The 17161-nt window shown below is 35.9% G+C and carries 19 protein-coding genes; 16 read left to right on the top strand and 3 right to left on the bottom strand.

Going from position 1 to position 17161, the window contains the following annotated elements; translation table 11 throughout:
* Positions 1-58: 58 nt before the first annotated feature.
* From R4Z09_RS17015 to R4Z09_RS16995, 5 genes are all read left to right on the top strand, one after another.
* The gene (locus R4Z09_RS17015; protein WP_338447941.1) at positions 59-1939 is read left to right on the top strand and encodes an ABC-F family ATP-binding cassette domain-containing protein; all 1881 of its coding nucleotides are present in this window, start codon (positions 59-61) and stop codon (positions 1937-1939) included.
* A 126-nt stretch (positions 1940-2065) separates the two neighbouring features.
* Positions 2066-3193: a conserved virulence factor C family protein gene (locus tag R4Z09_RS17010; RefSeq protein WP_338447940.1), complete on the top strand. Its 1128-nt coding sequence runs from the start codon at positions 2066-2068 to the stop codon at positions 3191-3193.
* 261 nt (positions 3194-3454) lie between these two features.
* A complete protein-coding gene (locus R4Z09_RS17005) occupies positions 3455-3889 on the top strand; it encodes a BrxA/BrxB family bacilliredoxin (RefSeq protein WP_338447939.1) in 435 nt (144 codons plus the stop codon).
* Positions 3890-3961: 72 nt separating this feature from the next.
* Positions 3962-4735 carry a class I SAM-dependent methyltransferase gene (locus R4Z09_RS17000; protein WP_338447938.1) on the top strand — a complete coding sequence of 258 codons (774 nt, stop codon included), beginning with the start codon at positions 3962-3964 and terminating at the stop codon, positions 4733-4735.
* Positions 4736-5031: 296 nt separating this feature from the next.
* Entirely contained in the window at positions 5032-5616 is a 585-nt protein-coding gene (locus R4Z09_RS16995) for a YpjP family protein (protein ID WP_338447937.1), read from the top strand.
* A 102-nt stretch (positions 5617-5718) separates the two neighbouring features.
* Here the strand turns inward: R4Z09_RS16995 and R4Z09_RS16990 are convergent, their stop codons facing one another.
* Both R4Z09_RS16990 and R4Z09_RS16985 read right to left on the bottom strand, forming a co-directional pair.
* Positions 5719-5958, bottom strand: a complete 240-nt coding sequence (locus tag R4Z09_RS16990; RefSeq protein WP_338447936.1) for a hypothetical protein — start codon at positions 5956-5958, stop codon at positions 5719-5721.
* 123 nt (positions 5959-6081) lie between these two features.
* Positions 6082-6459 (bottom strand): GIY-YIG nuclease family protein, encoded by a 378-nt coding sequence (locus R4Z09_RS16985; RefSeq protein WP_338447935.1) that lies wholly within the window; start codon positions 6457-6459, stop codon positions 6082-6084.
* 46 nt (positions 6460-6505) lie between these two features.
* Here R4Z09_RS16985 and R4Z09_RS16980 point away from each other — a divergent pair, with 46 nt between their 5' ends.
* From R4Z09_RS16980 to R4Z09_RS16970, 3 genes are all read left to right on the top strand, one after another.
* Complete coding sequence (locus tag R4Z09_RS16980; protein ID WP_338447934.1) at positions 6506-7207, top strand: anthrax toxin lethal factor-related metalloendopeptidase; 702 nt, start codon at positions 6506-6508, stop codon at positions 7205-7207.
* 113 nt (positions 7208-7320) lie between these two features.
* Positions 7321-8277 (top strand): thymidylate synthase, encoded by a 957-nt coding sequence (locus R4Z09_RS16975; RefSeq protein ID WP_338447933.1) that lies wholly within the window; start codon positions 7321-7323, stop codon positions 8275-8277.
* Positions 8278-8313: 36 nt separating this feature from the next.
* On the top strand, positions 8314-8799 hold the full coding sequence (locus R4Z09_RS16970; protein ID WP_338447932.1) for a dihydrofolate reductase: 486 nt from the start codon (positions 8314-8316) through the stop codon (positions 8797-8799).
* Positions 8800-8851: 52 nt separating this feature from the next.
* On the opposite strand, the gene R4Z09_RS16965 is transcribed toward R4Z09_RS16970, so the two are convergent.
* Positions 8852-9151: a hypothetical protein gene (locus R4Z09_RS16965; protein ID WP_338447931.1), complete on the bottom strand. Its 300-nt coding sequence runs from the start codon at positions 9149-9151 to the stop codon at positions 8852-8854.
* Between the two features lie 334 nt (positions 9152-9485).
* On the opposite strand from R4Z09_RS16965, the gene ilvA reads away from it, so the two are divergent.
* From ilvA to R4Z09_RS16925, 8 genes are all read left to right on the top strand, one after another.
* On the top strand, positions 9486-10754 hold the full coding sequence (gene ilvA / locus R4Z09_RS16960) for a threonine ammonia-lyase IlvA (protein ID WP_338447930.1): 1269 nt from the start codon (positions 9486-9488) through the stop codon (positions 10752-10754).
* 177 nt (positions 10755-10931) lie between these two features.
* Positions 10932-11144, top strand: coding sequence for a twin-arginine translocase TatA/TatE family subunit (locus R4Z09_RS16955; RefSeq protein WP_338447929.1), 213 nt, complete (start codon positions 10932-10934; stop codon positions 11142-11144).
* Positions 11145-11296: 152 nt separating this feature from the next.
* A complete protein-coding gene (tatC, locus tag R4Z09_RS16950) occupies positions 11297-12058 on the top strand; it encodes a twin-arginine translocase subunit TatC (RefSeq protein WP_338447928.1) in 762 nt (253 codons plus the stop codon).
* A gap of 130 nt (positions 12059-12188) precedes the next feature.
* A complete protein-coding gene (locus R4Z09_RS16945) occupies positions 12189-13034 on the top strand; it encodes a DegV family protein (protein WP_338447927.1) in 846 nt (281 codons plus the stop codon).
* Positions 13035-13323: 289 nt separating this feature from the next.
* The gene (locus R4Z09_RS16940) at positions 13324-14937 is read left to right on the top strand and encodes a HAMP domain-containing sensor histidine kinase (RefSeq protein ID WP_338447926.1); all 1614 of its coding nucleotides are present in this window, start codon (positions 13324-13326) and stop codon (positions 14935-14937) included.
* A gap of 110 nt (positions 14938-15047) precedes the next feature.
* On the top strand, positions 15048-15620 hold the full coding sequence (locus tag R4Z09_RS16935) for an SCO family protein (RefSeq protein WP_338447925.1): 573 nt from the start codon (positions 15048-15050) through the stop codon (positions 15618-15620).
* 82 nt (positions 15621-15702) lie between these two features.
* Entirely contained in the window at positions 15703-16533 is an 831-nt protein-coding gene (locus R4Z09_RS16930; protein WP_338447924.1) for an SGNH/GDSL hydrolase family protein, read from the top strand.
* Positions 16534-16542: 9 nt separating this feature from the next.
* On the top strand, positions 16543-17136 hold the full coding sequence (locus R4Z09_RS16925; RefSeq protein ID WP_338453293.1) for a YpmS family protein: 594 nt from the start codon (positions 16543-16545) through the stop codon (positions 17134-17136).
* The last annotated feature ends 25 nt before the right edge of the window (positions 17137-17161 follow it).

Here is a 17161-nt window from a genome sequence, read left to right as displayed (position 1 = left end):
TATCTGTTATAATAGATAGACTTACACATATTATTATTCAATGAATGGAATGGTCTAAATGAAAACAATTTCGATAGAACATGTAACGAAAACATATGGAGAAAAAACGTTATTTCAAGATATATCATTTATCATATCAGAAAAAGAACGGGTAGGCTTAATTGGCGTAAACGGTACAGGAAAGTCTTCGCTGCTCAAATTAATTGCCGGTATTGATTTGCCTGACGAGGGTGAATTTGTCTATGCAAAGGATTATCAGATTTCCTACCTTGCCCAGCAGCCTGAACTAAATCCAGATTTAACCGTTCTTGAGCAAATCTTTGAGGGAGATGCGCCAATCTTTCGCTTACTCAAGAATTATGAATTAACTCTTATCCAATTAAATGAACAGCCAGAGAGTAAGGAGATACAGGACAGACTTTTTCAATTACAAAAAGAAATGGATACATTGAATGCATGGGATGTCAGTACAAACGCAAAAACCATTTTAACAAAGCTTGGCATTGAAGAGTTTAACCATAAAATTGGTGCACTTTCCGGCGGTCAAAAGAAACGTGTCGCGCTTGCGCAGGTCTTGATCCAATCACCTGATTTATTGATATTAGATGAGCCGACAAACCATCTTGATTTCGAATCAGTCAAATGGCTTGAGGAATATTTAAGTCGCTATCATGGTGCAATACTTCTCGTTACACATGATCGCTATTTCCTCGATGCTGTAACCAATCGCATTTTTGAGCTTGAAGGCGGCAAGTTGTACAGCTATAAAGGAAATTATGCAGCATTCTTAGAGGCAAAAGCGATCCGGGAAGAAAATGAGGCCGCTACGATTGATAAGCAAAAAAATCTGTTTAGACAGGAACTTGAATGGATCAGAAGAGGGGCAAAAGCAAGGTCAACAAAGCAAAAGGCAAGGATTCAGCGCTTTGAACAGTTGGATGAAGAATTATCGGCGGTGAAGTCAACCGATAAGCTTGACATTTCATTGAAAGGAAGCCGTCTGGGAAAACAAGTATTTGAACTGAAGGATGCTTCGAAAAAATTTGAAAATCGCACGATTATTGATCATCTTAATCTTCTTGTGAAGCCAGGAGACCGGATTGGCATTATTGGTAAAAATGGAACAGGGAAATCGACGTTGTTAAATATTTTAGCGGGTAAGATTCCGCTTGACTCTGGGGAACGTGTAATCGGGCAAACGGTAAAAGTCGCTTATTACACGCAGGAAAGCGAAGATATGGATGAGAATAAGCGTATGATTGAATATTTAAATGAAACAGCCCAAGTCATTCATACAACTGATGGAAAAACGATATCTTCCTCGCAAATGCTTGAACGTTTTCTATTTCCTCCGTATACGCATGGTACCCCTATCCGTAAGCTATCTGGCGGGGAAAAGCGAAGATTGTATTTGCTAAAAATATTAATGCTGGAACCGAATGTCCTCCTGTTAGATGAGCCGACAAATGATTTGGATACACAAACATTAACGGTTTTAGAGGACTATTTAGAAGACTTTTCAGGGGTTGTCATTACCGTATCCCATGACCGCTATTTTCTTGATAAAGTGGCAGAGCAGCTTCTTGTCCTGCAGGGTGAAGGGAATATAGAGATGTTTTACGGTAATTACTCTGATTTTCTTGAGAAGCAGACGATAAAGCCGGAAAAGAAAAAAGAGGAACCAAAGGAAGTAAAGATTCAAGAAAAGCCTAAGAAAAAGAAAATGTCATATAAGGAACAAAAAGAATTCGAAACGATTGAAGATGATATCGCAGCAGTTGAAAACAGACTAGAGGAAATATCAGTAGAGTTAAATAATACGGGGAGCGACTTTGAAAAGGCGCAAAAGCTGGCAAACGAAGAAACAGAGCTAAATGAAAAACTGGAATATCTAATTGAAAGATGGACGTATCTAACTGAATTAGCCGAACAAATATAGTTAGTAGTAATTTATCTGTTAACAGCCTGATTTTTACATGTCAGGCTGTTTATTTTTATCAGCCATTTTTCATGTGTTAGAATAACTATATATAACAATATGAATATGTTGTAAAGGATGATGGGATTGAAAATTAAATCAATCGAACCAACACCAAGCCCTAATACAATGAAAGTCATTCTTGACCAAGAATTACCTATGGGAAAAAGCAATAATTATAAAAAAGATCAGACAGATGGCGCACCAACTGTAATAAAGGAAATTTTACAAATAGATGGTGTAAAGGGTGTCTACCATGTCGCAGACTTTTTAGCTTTGGAACGAAATGCAAAATTTGATTGGAAGGAAATTTTGCAAAAGGTTAGGGAGGCTTTCGGGGAAGAGGTTGAGGAAACACGAAATCAAACAAAAATCAATGATCATTATGGTGAAATCAAAGTTCAAGTTCAAATGTACAAAGGGATCCCGCTGCAAGTGAAACTAATGGATGGTCAGGAGGAAAAACGGCTTGGATTATCTGAGCAATTTGTTGAATCCGTCAAAAAGGTACAGCTTCCAGGGGATAATTATATACTGGGGCGAAAATGGCAGGATTTCGGTAATCGTTATGGAGAAATCGATGAGGTCGGGAAAACAGTTGTTGAAGAAATACTTGCCGCCTATCCAATGGACCGTCTGAGCACATTAGTAGAATTAGCCATTAACCCGGAAAGCCAAAAGGAACATCAGCACAGATTAAAAAGAAAAGTTCAGTTATCCGATTTTGCTGTAGAGGACTGGAGAGTTCGCTATCAGTTACTAGAGCAAATGGAGGATCCAACAATAGAAGATATCCCCGTTCTTGAAAGAGCATTACAGGATGAAAAAGCATCGATTAGAAGATTAGCAGTAGTTTATTTTGGAATGATTGAAGAGAAGCTTGTGCTGCCTTATTTATATAAAGCCTTGAAAGATAAAAGTGTAACAGTTAGACGGACAGCAGGGGATACCTTGTCGGATTTGGGATATATTGAGGCGATGGATGCCATGATTGAGGCATTAAAAGACGACAGCAAGCTTGTACGCTGGCGGGCAGCGATGTTTTTATATGAAGTGGGAAATGAAGAAGCGCTGCCTGTTTTAAAAGCAGCTGAAAAGGATCCTGAATTTGAAGTTAGTCTGCAAATAAAGATGGCAATCGAGCGGATTGCAAAAGGAGAAAAAGCAATGGGATCCGTCTGGAAGCAAATGACAGATGCCAGAATGGAGAAATAGACTCTTAGATTGTTTTTATTTTTATTGAGGCTATGTATAAGAGTAAGGTTGGTTTTGGTCACATGTTGATTGCAGTGGAAGGCACGAAGACTCCTGCGGGAGTAGCGAGACAGGCTCGGCGGTCGCCCGCGGAAAGCGAAGTTCCTGGAACATAAATCAACATTCAAGTTTAACAGACCCATTTAAAATAAGGATAACATTGCCTAATATTCATACTTTATAGTATGCTTATATTGAAAAAAACGAGGAGGAATGAGAATTATGTCAATGGCATATGAAGAATATATGAGACAAATGGTGAAGCCAATGCGTGAAGAACTAGTACAATCTGGCTTTAAAGAATTAGAAACAGTAGAAGCAGTTGAACAGTTTATGGATAATGCGGAAGGAACAACTCTTGTTGTTGTTAATTCTGTGTGTGGATGTGCAGCAGGATTAGCTCGTCCGGCAGCAACTGCCGCTGTTGCAGAAAGCGATAAAAAGCCTGATCATCTGGTAACGGTTTTTGCAGGGCAGGATAAAGAAGCAACAGCAAAAATGCGCGAATATTTTGGTGAAATTCCACCATCTTCACCTTCAATGGCTTTATTAAAAGGAAAAGATGTGGTTCACTTTATTCACCGTCATGATATTGAAGGTCAGCCACTAGAAACGATTATGGAAAATATACAGACAGCATTAGCAGAAAACTGTTAAAATAAAAAAGGGTGCATAGCACCCTTTTTTTCTTTTATCAAATGATGTAACGTTATGAAAGGATTGTCTCGTATGATTGTAACAACTGCTGGGAGAACAAATGAAGAAATGATTATGCGTGCCGAAGAGACAGCAAACATCCTTCAGGTTCCATATATCCCAAGATTAAAGCGATCTATTCAAGCTGTACAGCAACAGGTCCATGATGATTGTTTAGTAATTGGTAAAACTAGACTTGAATTATTTCCTTTAGGCGAACAGGAACCATGCTTTTTTCATCCAAACTCGGCAATGTTTCGCATAAAGCGCTTACAAAACGGCGAAAGGGACCCTTTTATTGAAGCCTGCAATCTATCATTTGGAAAGAAGCTGCTTGACTGTACATTTGGGCTTGGCTCTGACAGCATCACAGCTAGCTTCATCGTTGGAGAAAAAGGAAGTGTTACAGGCTGTGAAGGCAATCGTTATCTTGCCTATATCATGAGTATGGGATTGCAAACATGGGATGATGGAGATCCAGCTATACTTGCTGCCATGAAGCGCATCGAATTGAAAGCAAGCATTGCTTTACAGATATTAAAGGGTTTGCCAGCTGACAGCTATGATTGTGTTTATTTTGATCCGATGTTTGAAGAAAACATATCTGAATCGGATGGAATTAAGGGAATCAAAAAGCTGGCAGTTTACGAACCACTAACAGAAGAAACGATCCATCATGCATACCGGGTTGCGAGCGATCGTGTTGTATTAAAAGATCATTTTCGCAGTGATAGATTTAAGCAATTTGGCTTTAACGTGCAAATTAGAAAAACAGCTAAGTTTCATTTCGGGATTTTAGAAAAATAAGCCTTGTTTCCTTAATCTGTGACTGACAAATAGATATAGTAACCCATAAGTAAAATCATACCAATGGCGATTGTAATGGACCAATCCATTTATGTACCTCCTTGTGTTATTTTCTAAATGAAAAAATAGCTTATTACTTTAACGTTTCATTTCATATCAATTTTATGCACGCTGCAAGAAAAAAATGAAACTATACGGTCTTTTTATTCGTAGAAATAGAGGAAAATATAGTACAATAATGAATAAGAAATTTTTTTATCAACTCTTTAAGCGGAGAAAAAAGGAGATGAGATCAAATGCCGAAATGGCTTCGGAAATCGCTTTTGGTTCTTGTAACGATTGCAACATTTGGATTGGTAACGCCACAAGCATTATTGACTGATTCTCCTAACGAAGATAAGCAGGCAAAGCGGGACACATATGAAGCCAACCCGTCTATTAATGAAGATTATTTTGAAACACAAGTTTTTTCTGACAGAGAGCAGTTTATTAATGAAATGGTTAGAGCAGCCGAAGAGCATTCTTTTGCAAAATTCGGTACGAGAATTAAACCGGTTATTCAAGATGAATTTAAAGATGTCATTTTACCAAACATGGAAAAGGCGATAGCCGAAGTTACATCACATTATCCTGATGAGAATTTAAATCAATTAATTGTTAGTGAAGTTCCAAGCGGTGGTGTATCGGAAAGAATTTTTCATATAATGGATAATCAGACAAAGAAAGATGTAATCCGTTTTCATGTAAGAAGAGACCATCCGCCACAAGAGGATTATGTATTTAACTTTCACTATCATACAAGTCACGATCATTTTCAAACACATCATGATTTAGGGAGTATCAATTGGGCTAAAAATACACCTCCTAAATGGATGAGTTGACAGGGAAAGGCCTCAAAAAATAAATTTTTCAGCAGTAAGGAGGAATGGATGAGAAATCCATTCCTCCTTTATTATTCATATGCTTTCAGAAATTGTTAGAGGCTATTCCTTTAACAAACTTCTTAATAACAAAAAAATACTGATGCCTGAGATATAATATCCGAAGAAAATAATGACCGCCATTAGGAAGGAATGGTGTGCTGGCGTTGTAAAAATAGTTAACAGAAGTGACCAAAATAATAGATCAATGAGCATAAAATATCCTGAATTTAATGTTTGTTGAACAATATTTAAATCGGTCTGCAATTCTTCTCTTGCAGCCCGTTTAAACATGAACCTCATTTTGTTTCACCCTTTATGTCATCCTACTAAATTATATTTCCATTATATAGATGGTAATTCAATAGTTTATTCGTTACTTATCGAGTATATGCATTGGAAGGGTAAACGGTGAATAAATGGTGCCTATTTGTCTTCAACAAAAATAAGATGTGAAAAACATTTACAATCCGAAGAGCCAAATCCATTGAAAGGAAGGGTACCGTTCATTTGTTTCCTAATATTCTCAGCAAGATCACACTCTTTAAAACTAGCATCATATGTTATAATTCTAGTAATTACCCCAAATGGACGAAGATAATCAAAGTGCCAATGGTTCTTTTTGTTTACTCTTTTATACCGTTCAATTCTTTGTCTAATATTCCTTTTGGCACTGCCTACATAAATATATGTTCCCTTTTGAAAAGTGAACGTCCCCAGTTTTCCAATTGTAATATGCTGATTTTCCGCTATTGATAACTGGATCGAATAAAATGTATGTTCGAGATTAATAGATTCAAACATATTTTTCATAACCTCCTAGATTTGACAATGACAAGGACTGACATAAATGAAAAAAAACCATTTCCTTTTGCTCTTAATCATACTTTCTTTACTGCTCATGGGAAACTCTCAAGCAGAAAAAACAGGAATAAGGCTAATTAAATTCTCAGAACATTCCATTTTAAAAACTTCGATGAATTTAAGGTCTGAACAGGCTCTTAGCCAAATAATTATCCTGCCTTCAACACCTTTTAATCAAGTGGAAGCTGCAGAAATGATATCTCGGGTAGATAAACTGCCTAAGTCTTTATTAGATAAAATTAATGAAAAGGGGATAGTCATTCAACTATTTACTGGTAAGTTAACTGATAATAAAGCTGCATCACATCTTACTAAATTGGTCCCGCGGGGATATGTGCATAAAACAACCTGGGATGATGTACCAGGGATGGGAGGAGGGAAAACAGTCCTTGTAAAAATTGGGTCCAGTGACAAAGGACATGGCCATGATTCAGTCAATTTGGAACTACATGAATTAGCCCATTCCATTGACAAACAAGTATATAATGGACTTCGCAGTAAACAAAGTTATTTGGATATTTGGAATCAAGAAAAAGAAAAGCTCTTCCCAGGAAGGAATTATTTTTTAACGTATCCAGAAGAGTATTTTGCTGAATGTTTTGCTTATTATTACCTGGGAGGACAGTATCGTGAAGAGCTGAAAAGAAATGCACCGCAAACCTTCCAAATGATTCAAAATTTATCGTAGTTTTTGTTACAATGAATATTAGTATTGCTTTTACAAAACGAAAAAGGAAGATTTGAAAAAGTAACCGAATATATTATTTTATCGGCTTTTTTACAAAAAGGAGTGTAAATGATTTGCAGCATCCAGAGATTGAGTATTTAAATATGTGTCGTTATGTATTAGAAAACGGCAATAAGAAAGGCGACCGGACAGGGACAGGAACATTATCTGTTTTCGGTTATCAAATGAGGTATAATTTACAAAAAGGCTTTCCATTGCTAACAACAAAACGAATTCCTTTTCGCTTAGTTGCAAGTGAATTGCTATGGTTTATTAAAGGTGATACAAATATCCGTTATTTGCTCCAGCATAATAACCATATATGGAATGAATGGGCATTTAAAAATTGGATTGAAAGCGATGAATATAATGGTCCTGATATGACAGATTTTGGCTTGCGAAGCCAGACAGATGAGGCCTTTCGCAAGCAGTATGAAGGAGAAATGGACAAGTTTATTCATAGAATTCTTGAGGATGAGGGGTTCGCTTGTCAATATGGCGAGCTAGGTCCTGTATATGGAAAGCAATGGCGTGCCTGGGAAACAACCACAGGAGAGACAATCGATCAGCTGAAGGATTTAGTTGAACAAATTAAAAGTAATCCTGATTCGAGAAGATTGATTCTTTCATCATGGTCACCTGAATTCACACCAAAAATGGCGCTGCCGCCTTGTCACACATTATTTCAATTTTATGTGTTTAATGGAAAATTGAGCTGTCAATTGTACCAGAGAAGCGGAGATATTTTCCTTGGTATTCCATTTAATATTGCCAGCTATGCATTGTTAACCCATTTAATTGCACATGAATGCGGGCTTGAAGTCGGCGATTTTGTTCATACAATTGGTGATGCTCATATCTATCTTAATCATGTAGAACAAGTTGAAACACAGCTTTTACGTGAGCCGAAACCATTGCCTCGTTTACATATTAATAAAGAGAAGCATTCAATATTTGAAATTGAAATGGAAGATATCTCATTGGATGGGTATGACCCACACCCAACAATAAAAGCACCTGTTGCCGTGTAATGGATTTGTAAAAAAACATACTTTAGGAGGCATTCGATGATTTCATTTATTGTTGCAATGGATAAGAACCGGGTAATCGGGAAGGATAATAAGTTGCCGTGGCACTTACCGGCAGATTTGAAATTTTTCAAGAAGGTAACAATGGGACATCCTATAATCATGGGAAGGAATACATTTGAATCGATTGGAAAGCCACTACCGGGCCGCGAAAATATTATTGTCACTAGAAATAAAGAGTATAAGCAGGAAGGCTGTACAATCATTCATTCTGTTAAAGAATTGCTCGATTTATCCAGCCGAAAAGATGAGGAAGTATTTGTAATCGGCGGATCAGAGTTATTTCAAGCGACATTTTCTGTGGCAGACCGACTTTATATTACAAAAATAGAAGAGGAATTTGCCGGAGATACATATTTTCCGGAATTCAATGAATCAAATTGGGTATTAGTTTCACAGGAGAAGGGTGAAAAAGATGAGAAAAACCCATATGATTACTTCTTTACTATTTATGAACGTAAATAATACAGCAAAAAATAAAAAAGCAGCCAACATGGGCTGCTTTTTATTTTATAACTTATCTAGTAATTCTAATATAAGCTACACCATATGGAGTAATATAAGTATGGTCGGCGTCAATGACTAAATATTCACCAGCCGTCTTTGCGTTTAATTCCTCCATGTCTTCCTTCGTTACAGAAGCTAATTTTTGAATTAATTGTTCTTGTGTATATGGACGTGTTGGGTTTTCTTCTGAGAGAAAAACCCAGTTAAATGCTTCATCAATTGTTTTAAAATATTCAATTGCTTCAACTACATATCCATAATCCAATCCAACCATGTCTGCAACCATTTCTGCTGTTTTAAGCTTACTCATTTCTCATATCCTCCTCAGATTTACTATACTATAGTTCTATTCTTTAAAATGTTTAATAGAGATAAATTATTAAAAACATTTTTAATGTATATAACATATATATCATATTTATAGCGCTTTCTTCAACGAATTAAGACAATATTCTTTAAAAACCGTCAGGAAGTTGATAGAAAATTTTATGATTTCAAATTTTAAAAATATTATTTTACAAATATTTCAAGAAAAGCTAACAGAATTTTATTTATATTACGAATGGGTAATGGAAAATCTCTAAATTCATGATATAATGTACTGATTAAAATATTAGGATATAGAATGAATTGAGGGTGAAGATATGGAACAGAAAGTAATGAAAAAGAAATGGTTGCAAGTGGAGGATATTCTCATAGCATACCAACATCTGAAAGATATCGTTACCCAGACGCCATTGCAAAAAAACGAACGATTATCCGAAAAATATGAGTGTAATATCTACTTGAAAAGAGAGGATCTACAAGTAGTTCGCTCGTTCAAATTGCGCGGAGCGTATTATTCAATTAAAATGCTTCCACAAGATAAGCTTGTTAACGGCGTTATATGTGCAAGTGCGGGAAACCATGCTCAAGGTGTTGCTTATGCATGCAGAAAGTTAAAAATTAAAGGCAAAATTTTCATGCCTACTACAACACCAAAACAAAAAATCAGCTCTGTCGAAATGCATGGAAGAGAATATGTTGAAATTGTTTTGGCTGGTGACACATTTGATGCATCCTATAATCAGGCTGTTCTTTGTGCTGAAGAGGAAGGCAGAACGTTTATTCATCCATTTAATGATGAATTGGTTATGGCCGGTCAAGGGACAGTTGCTGTTGAGATTTTGAATGACTGTGAAGACAAAATCGATTATGTGTTTGGCAGTATTGGCGGCGGCGGATTGATGGCAGGGATGAGTACTTACATGAAGAGTGTTTCACCAGAAACAAAAATGATTGGAATTGAACCTGCCGGTGCTCCTTCTATGAAATCGTCTATTAAAAATCACGAAGTAACACCGCTAAATGCAATTGACAGTTTTGTTGATGGTGCTGCGGTTGCCTGTGTTGGGGAAAAATCCTTTGCTGTTTGTGAAGAGCTTCTTGATGATATTATTGTGGTTCCAGAAGGAAAGGTATGTACTTCCATTTTAGAATTATATAATCAACATGCAATTGTTGCTGAACCTGCAGGTGCACTTCCTGTTGCAGCATTGGACTTTTATAAAGAACAAATTAAAGGCAAGACAGTTGTTTTAGTTATCAGTGGCGGAAATAATGATATTGGCCGGATGCAGGATATTAAAGAAAGATCATTATTATATGAGGGGCTGCTTCATTATTTTATCGTTAATTTTCCTCAGCGTGCCGGTGCTCTTCGTGAATTTTTAGATGAAGTATTGGGGCCTAATGATGATATTACTCGCTTTGAATATACAAAGAAAAATAATAAGGATAATGGTCCAGCCCTTGTTGGTATTGAATTGAAATTCAAAGATGATTATAATGATTTAATTGACAGAATGCAGAAAAAAGGCTTTACTTACACTGTAATCAATAACGACAGCACGCTTTTTCATTTATTAATCTAGTCACTAAGCTGAAGGTTTCTACCTGCAAATAATAAAAATGATAAACATCACATTTTGTAAATAAATAATGTTTTTTGTGAAGATTACATGAAAATTTACCGTTCATTTCCCAAAATGATAGCCAGTGTAATATAATCATGGTAGTTAGACAAGTAATGACAAAGGGAGATGTATCAGATGTTATCAAATATCGGGGTTCCTGGATTAATATTAATCCTTATTTTAGCTCTTATTATTTTTGGTCCAAAGAAATTGCCTGAGATCGGACGTGCTTTTGGTCAAACACTGCGTGAATTTAAAAAATCTACACGCGATCTCACTAGTGATGTTATCGATGAAGTAGAAGAAGTGAAAAAAGAAGTAAAAGAAGTGAAAGAAGTGACTAAATAAGGTGTGAGATTATTCTTACACCTTTTTCTTCTATATTAAATGTATCATTATTAAATGTATCATTCCAGATGTAAGGGGATCGCTCAGTCTGTAAATGTAACTGTTAGTGTCCTACATTTTTTCGTGATTAAAGAAAAAAGCAGGGGAAGTAGATGGAAGATAAAGAATTAAATGTAATAGATCATTTAGATGAATTAAGAAAAAGACTTATTATTTCGGTTGCCGCTTTTATTGTCTTTTTCATCGTTGGCTTCTTTTATGTTGAAGAGCTCTATCAATGGATAACAAAGGATTTGGATGTAAAGCTTATTGTACTGGGACCTAGTGATATCCTGTGGGTTTATTTCATGATAGCTACTGTAATTGCTGTGGCAGGAACCATTCCGGTTTTGGCGACGCAAATTTGGCTCTTTGTTAAACCAGCTTTAAAGCCAATTGAGAGAAAAGTATCATTAACATATGTTCCAGCTTTATTTTTTCTTTTTATCATCGGTCTTTGTTTTGGTTATTTTGTCATTTTTCCAACCATCATGGGTTTCTTAATTGAACTAGGCGGAGAGATGATGGCCACAAACTTTACAGCGGAAAAATATTTTCGCTTTATCTTAACGACAACCGTTCCGTTTGGGGTACTATTTGAACTCCCTGTTGTGTTAATGTTTTTAACATCGCTTGGAATTGTGAATCCATACGTCCTATCTAAGATCCGAAAATATGCTTATTTTGTTCTAATTATTGTAGCAATTGTTATTTCACCACCTGATTTTATGTCAGATTTTATTGTTGCTGTTCCACTGTTATTCCTTTACGAAATCAGTGTGAATTTATCGAAGTTTGTTTATAAAAGAAAATTAAAAAAGGAAAAGCAGCGGGAAGCTGAATTTGGCGATGATGAAGAAGTGCTAACTGAATAAGAGTAGAAAAAGTCTTTGAATCGTAGGATTCGAAGACTTTTTCTATCAATAAATTATCTTAAAATATTATTTCCCTAAAATTACTATTCTTAGTATAATGGTAACTAATTGCAAAAGGGGCGTGAATGGATTGACGAAAAAAATTAGAATAGTAACTGATTCAACAGTGGATCTTACTCAGGAAGAACTGGATCAATTGGATATTAATGTGGTCCCATTAACGATTAGTATCGATGGGGAAACATATACAGATAGAGTTGATATTACTCCCAGCGAGTTTATGAAAAAAATGAAAACATCACAAGAATTACCAAAAAGCTCTCAGCCCTCAGCAGGTGCTTTTGTCGAAATGTACGACAGGCTTGGTTCACAGGGCTATGATGTGATATCGATTCACATGACGGGAGGAATGAGCGGTACAGTACAGTCTGCAGAAAGTGCGGCTAAAATGACAGAAACCAATGTAACTGTAGTCGATTCACGCTTTATTTCGAAAGCGTTATCTTTTCAAGTAATCGAGGCGGCAGCCATGGCACGGGAAGGAAAAAGTGTTCAATCGATTTTAAATCGTTTAGACGAAATCCGTAGCAATACACGGCTTTTTGTCGTTGTTGATACATTGGACAACTTAGTTAAAGGAGGAAGAATAGGGAAAGGGAAAGCGATAATTGGCTCCTTGTTAAATATCAAACCGATTGCTTCATTAGAAAATGGCGAATATACACCTGCTGCGAAAGTAAGAAGTCATGCCCAAGTAGCCAAATATCTGGCTGCCCGATTTGCTGAAGATTCAGAAGAAAAAATAATTAAGGGCGTAGGGCTTGTTCATGCTGATGGAAATGAACTCGCTCGAAAAATTAAGAACGCTATTTCCGATACAATAGGCTATGAAGAAATAGCTATAGATGAAACAACTCCAATTATCAGTACCCATACAGGGCCCGGTGCAATAGGTTTCATGTACTATGTTGAATAATTAGTAATAAACCATTTGACTAGCCTCAAATGGTTTTTCGTGCTAAAGAAAGTAGTCTTTGTTGACAAAGTTTCTTTTGATACTAAAACAGATAATGATAGAATGAAAGTTAAGTATTGTTGTTTTCTGTAGTATTTAATTTATGGTATTAATAGTGCGAATAAAAAAATAAGTTTATTAGAAGGAATTGTATCGTGGATTGTCGAATCTACTAGAAGGATATTTTTACAATATTCACAATAGTGAATTGAAGTATATAGACAAGTGAAAAGGAATTGAGGACAAGCTTATGACAGATTTTCTCAAAAATATATCACTGTTTAAAAAATTACTTATATTATCTTTTTTCCTTACGTTTATGATTGTAGCAATTACCTCAGCCTTTAGTTATTATTTACAGTCCAAGCAAATGGAGGAACTTTTATCTGAACATGCAATGGATGCTGCGGCATTATGGAGTACAACGATCCAATCAGAGGATGTCGAAACCGTTTTGAATGCAAAAAATGAGAGGAATGCTGATTTTATAAAATTGAAAAGTAGTCTGTCGAACTTTACGGATAAAAATATCCTTTATTTAAATAGCTTTATTGTAGACAGTCAACTTACAAAAAAAGATGAAGTTTTTATTATCACATCAGATGAAAAACAAAGAAAGAACGGCTGGCTTTCATTAACAAGTTATAAAGCGAATCAAGAATGGATGGAAGGCTATAATCAAGCGGTGAAATCAAAAGAAGCTGCTCACAGTAAGGTATACCGCGATGAAAATGGATCTTGGATTACTGCTTTTTCCCCTATCGTAAACAAAGAAGGAAAAATGATTGCCTTGTTCGGGGTAGATATACAGGCAGACTCTATTGTAGCGGCGCAAAAGAAATATGCTTTCTTTTTAATTGCTTTGTTTTTAGCTATGACTCCATTTATTTTCTTTATTTTGAAAACAGGATTTAATAAGGCCTTAGAGCCAGTACATGAATTAATAAAAGGGTTTAATGAAGTAAGTAACGGTAATTTTGATATAAATCTTAAAGTGACAGATAATACAGATCTGGGTATGTTATGCGACCGATTTAATCTAATGGTCAAACAATTGTCCATTCTTGTTGATAAATTACCTGCTACTTCTGATAAAAAAGGAACATCGGACCAACAGATTCCCGTACATAATTTAGAAGAGGTTTTTGATGAAGTGGAGAACATTATTGAAAGCTCAAAGCTGATTCGTGAGCTGCAGCGGGCCGAGAAAATGAATGCCATTGGACAATTAGCTGCATCTGTTGCCCATGAAATTAGAAATCCAATGACCGTCGTAAAGGGCTTTTTACAAATTTTCCTTGCCAAAGATCAAATGAGCGAAGAAGAGCGGATGTATATTCGACTGATGATTGAGGAAATGAATCGTGCTGAGACGATTATTAATGATTATCTATCCTTAGCAAAGCCGGATATGGAACAAGCTGAAAGCATAGCTGGAAAAGAGCTCTCTGAAAAAGTAATGGATTTAATGAACTCCTATGCCATGATGTCCAAAAATATTATTATGATGACACCTGTTTTGGAAAATGTCACCGTTAAAGGAATTAAAAATGAACTTCAGCAAGTATTAATTAATATGTTGAAAAACAGCATTGAAGCAATGAAGGACGGAGGAGAATTACGATTAAGCCTTTATCAAGAAGACCGGTACGGCGTGTTTGAAATCAGTGATACCGGAATTGGTATGACCGAAGAAGAAATGCAGCGGCTTGGGACTGCTTTTTATTCCTTAAAAGAAAAAGGAACGGGTATGGGGTTAACGGTATGTTATCAAATTATTGAAAGAATGAAAGGCAGAATTGAAGTTGAGAGTGAAAAAGGGGTAGGAACGACATTTAAGATTTTTGTTCCTATTTGTGAATAATATTTGCTGCTTGTATGATGTTCAAAATCAGACAAGCATTTCTCTTTTTTTATTCATTAAATTTTGCTAAAATAATAACAATTATGAATCGTTTGAACGGGGGTTACAATGTGAAATGGCGGATTCTTTTGTTAATTTTAGCAGCAACTACTTTATTGCTGACGGCTTGCGGCGGCATAAAAAATCCTTATAATTGGCCTGTATCAGATTTTTCTTATACGGATCAAAATGAAGAGCCTTTTGGATTAAAGGATTTAAAAGGGAAGGTATGGGTAGCGAATTTCATTTTTACAAACTGTGAAGATGTTTGTCTTCCGATGACTGCAAATATGAAAAAGCTTCAGGATGAAACAAATAAGGAAGGTATAGAAAATATTCAATTTGTATCCTTCAGTGTCGACCCTCAAGTGGATACACCCCAGGTATTATATGATTTCGGGAAAAAGTTTAATGCTGAGTACAGCAATTGGTATTTCCTTACTGGATACAAGCAGTCGGATATTGAAAAATTTGCATTAGATAGCTTTAAAGCATTTGTGAAGAAACCTGAAGCCGGTGACCAGGTGGTACATGGGACAAGCTTCTATTTAATTGATGGAGAAGGCAAGGTCTTGAAGGATTACACCGGTTTATCGGAATTCCCTATGGAGCAGCTGATAAAAGATATTAAGAGTTTACAATAGGCCTATTTTTAGGCCTTTTTTAATTCTGATATATATTAACAACGTGGTATAATGAATGTACTTCAAGAAGGCGGGTGAGGAGATGAAAAAAAGGCTCATCTTTCTATTTCTTGCCATACTCTCTATTTTTTCATGTATCGGAATATATTTTATCGCTACAAATGTAGATAAAGCTGAAAAGACCAATCAATTCATTAAGGCTGCCCCTGCAGTAGTTCAGCCGCAAAATGTCAAAATTGTTGCATTAGGAGATTCGTTGACAGAAGGGGTTGGAGATATTACCGAGAAAGGCGGCTACCTGCCTTATTTACAGTCGTTACTTGAGGAAAAGAGGAATATTAAGGAAGTCGACTTTGAAAATTTCGGTATAAAGGGGTATCGCTCCGATCAATTAGTAAAAAAAGTGGAGAATAAAGATGTATTAGCCGCTATTAAGGGAGCGGATATGGTTATTATGACAATTGGCGGAAATGATATGATGAAAGTGGTTCGAGAAAATATTACGAGCTTGAAGAAGGGGGACTTTACAGCGCAGCGGGATTTATTTAAGGAAAATTTATCTGCGATTTTAGAAGTCATCAAAAGTGAGAATCCAGACATTCATATCGTTCTTGTTGGTCTATATAATCCCTTTCATAAGTGGTTTCCAGATATAGAAGAGATGAATGAAGTGGTTAGCGATTGGAATGTGACAAGCCAAGAAATATTGGCGCAATATCCAGATACATATTATGTAGAAATTATGTCACTATTTGAGAATGATGAAGAGGAGTTATTATATACTGATTATTTTCATCCAAATAATCGGGGGTATGAATTAATTGCTGGAAAAGTGTATGAGGAATTAGAGAAAGATGCGATTGAAGAAGTAATTGAGCAAAAATGGTTAGTTCAACAACAGGGGGAGCTTTAATTGAAGGCAGTGCGCTGGAAAAGGTTATTTTACCTGCTTTTGGGAATAAATGGTGCAGTGTTGATCGTTATTTTTGTTTTTGGGGCTTTGTTGTTCAGTCGTTCTGCTGAAGATGTGATGCCTCCAAAGCAAACACTGGATCAAAACGATGTTTATTTTCAGGTAAGAACAAATAAACAGGATTTAAATAAAGTAATTAATCATTATTTAGAAGAGGAGTTATCCGGAAAAATTGACTATAAACTGATTTTAACAGATGAAGTGGAATTATATGGATCACTCCCTGTTTTTAGCAGCGAGGTTGAAATGAAAATGACTTTTGAACCTCATGCACTTGAAAATGGAGACATCGAATTAGAACAGAAAACGATGTCGATTGGCAAATTATCACTTCCTGTACCATTAGTATTAGAATTCATTAAAGATAGTTATGAAGTGCCAGAGTGGGTCGTCATCCAACCGGACAAAGAAAAAATCTATTTATCATTACAAAATATGAAATTGAAAAGTAATTTTAAAGTCAGGGTGGAAGAATTTCAGTTGAAAAACGATGATATATTGTTTTCTTTACGAGTCCCAATGAATGAAAGTATGAATAGATAAAATCTGGGCAAAAAGGAATGGAAAG

The sequence above is a fragment of the Niallia oryzisoli genome, from assembly GCF_036670025.1.
Lineage (GTDB): Bacteria > Bacillota > Bacilli > Bacillales > Cytobacillaceae > Bacillus_BD > Bacillus_BD oryzisoli.
This window is presented reverse-complemented; position numbering and strand designations above follow the sequence as displayed.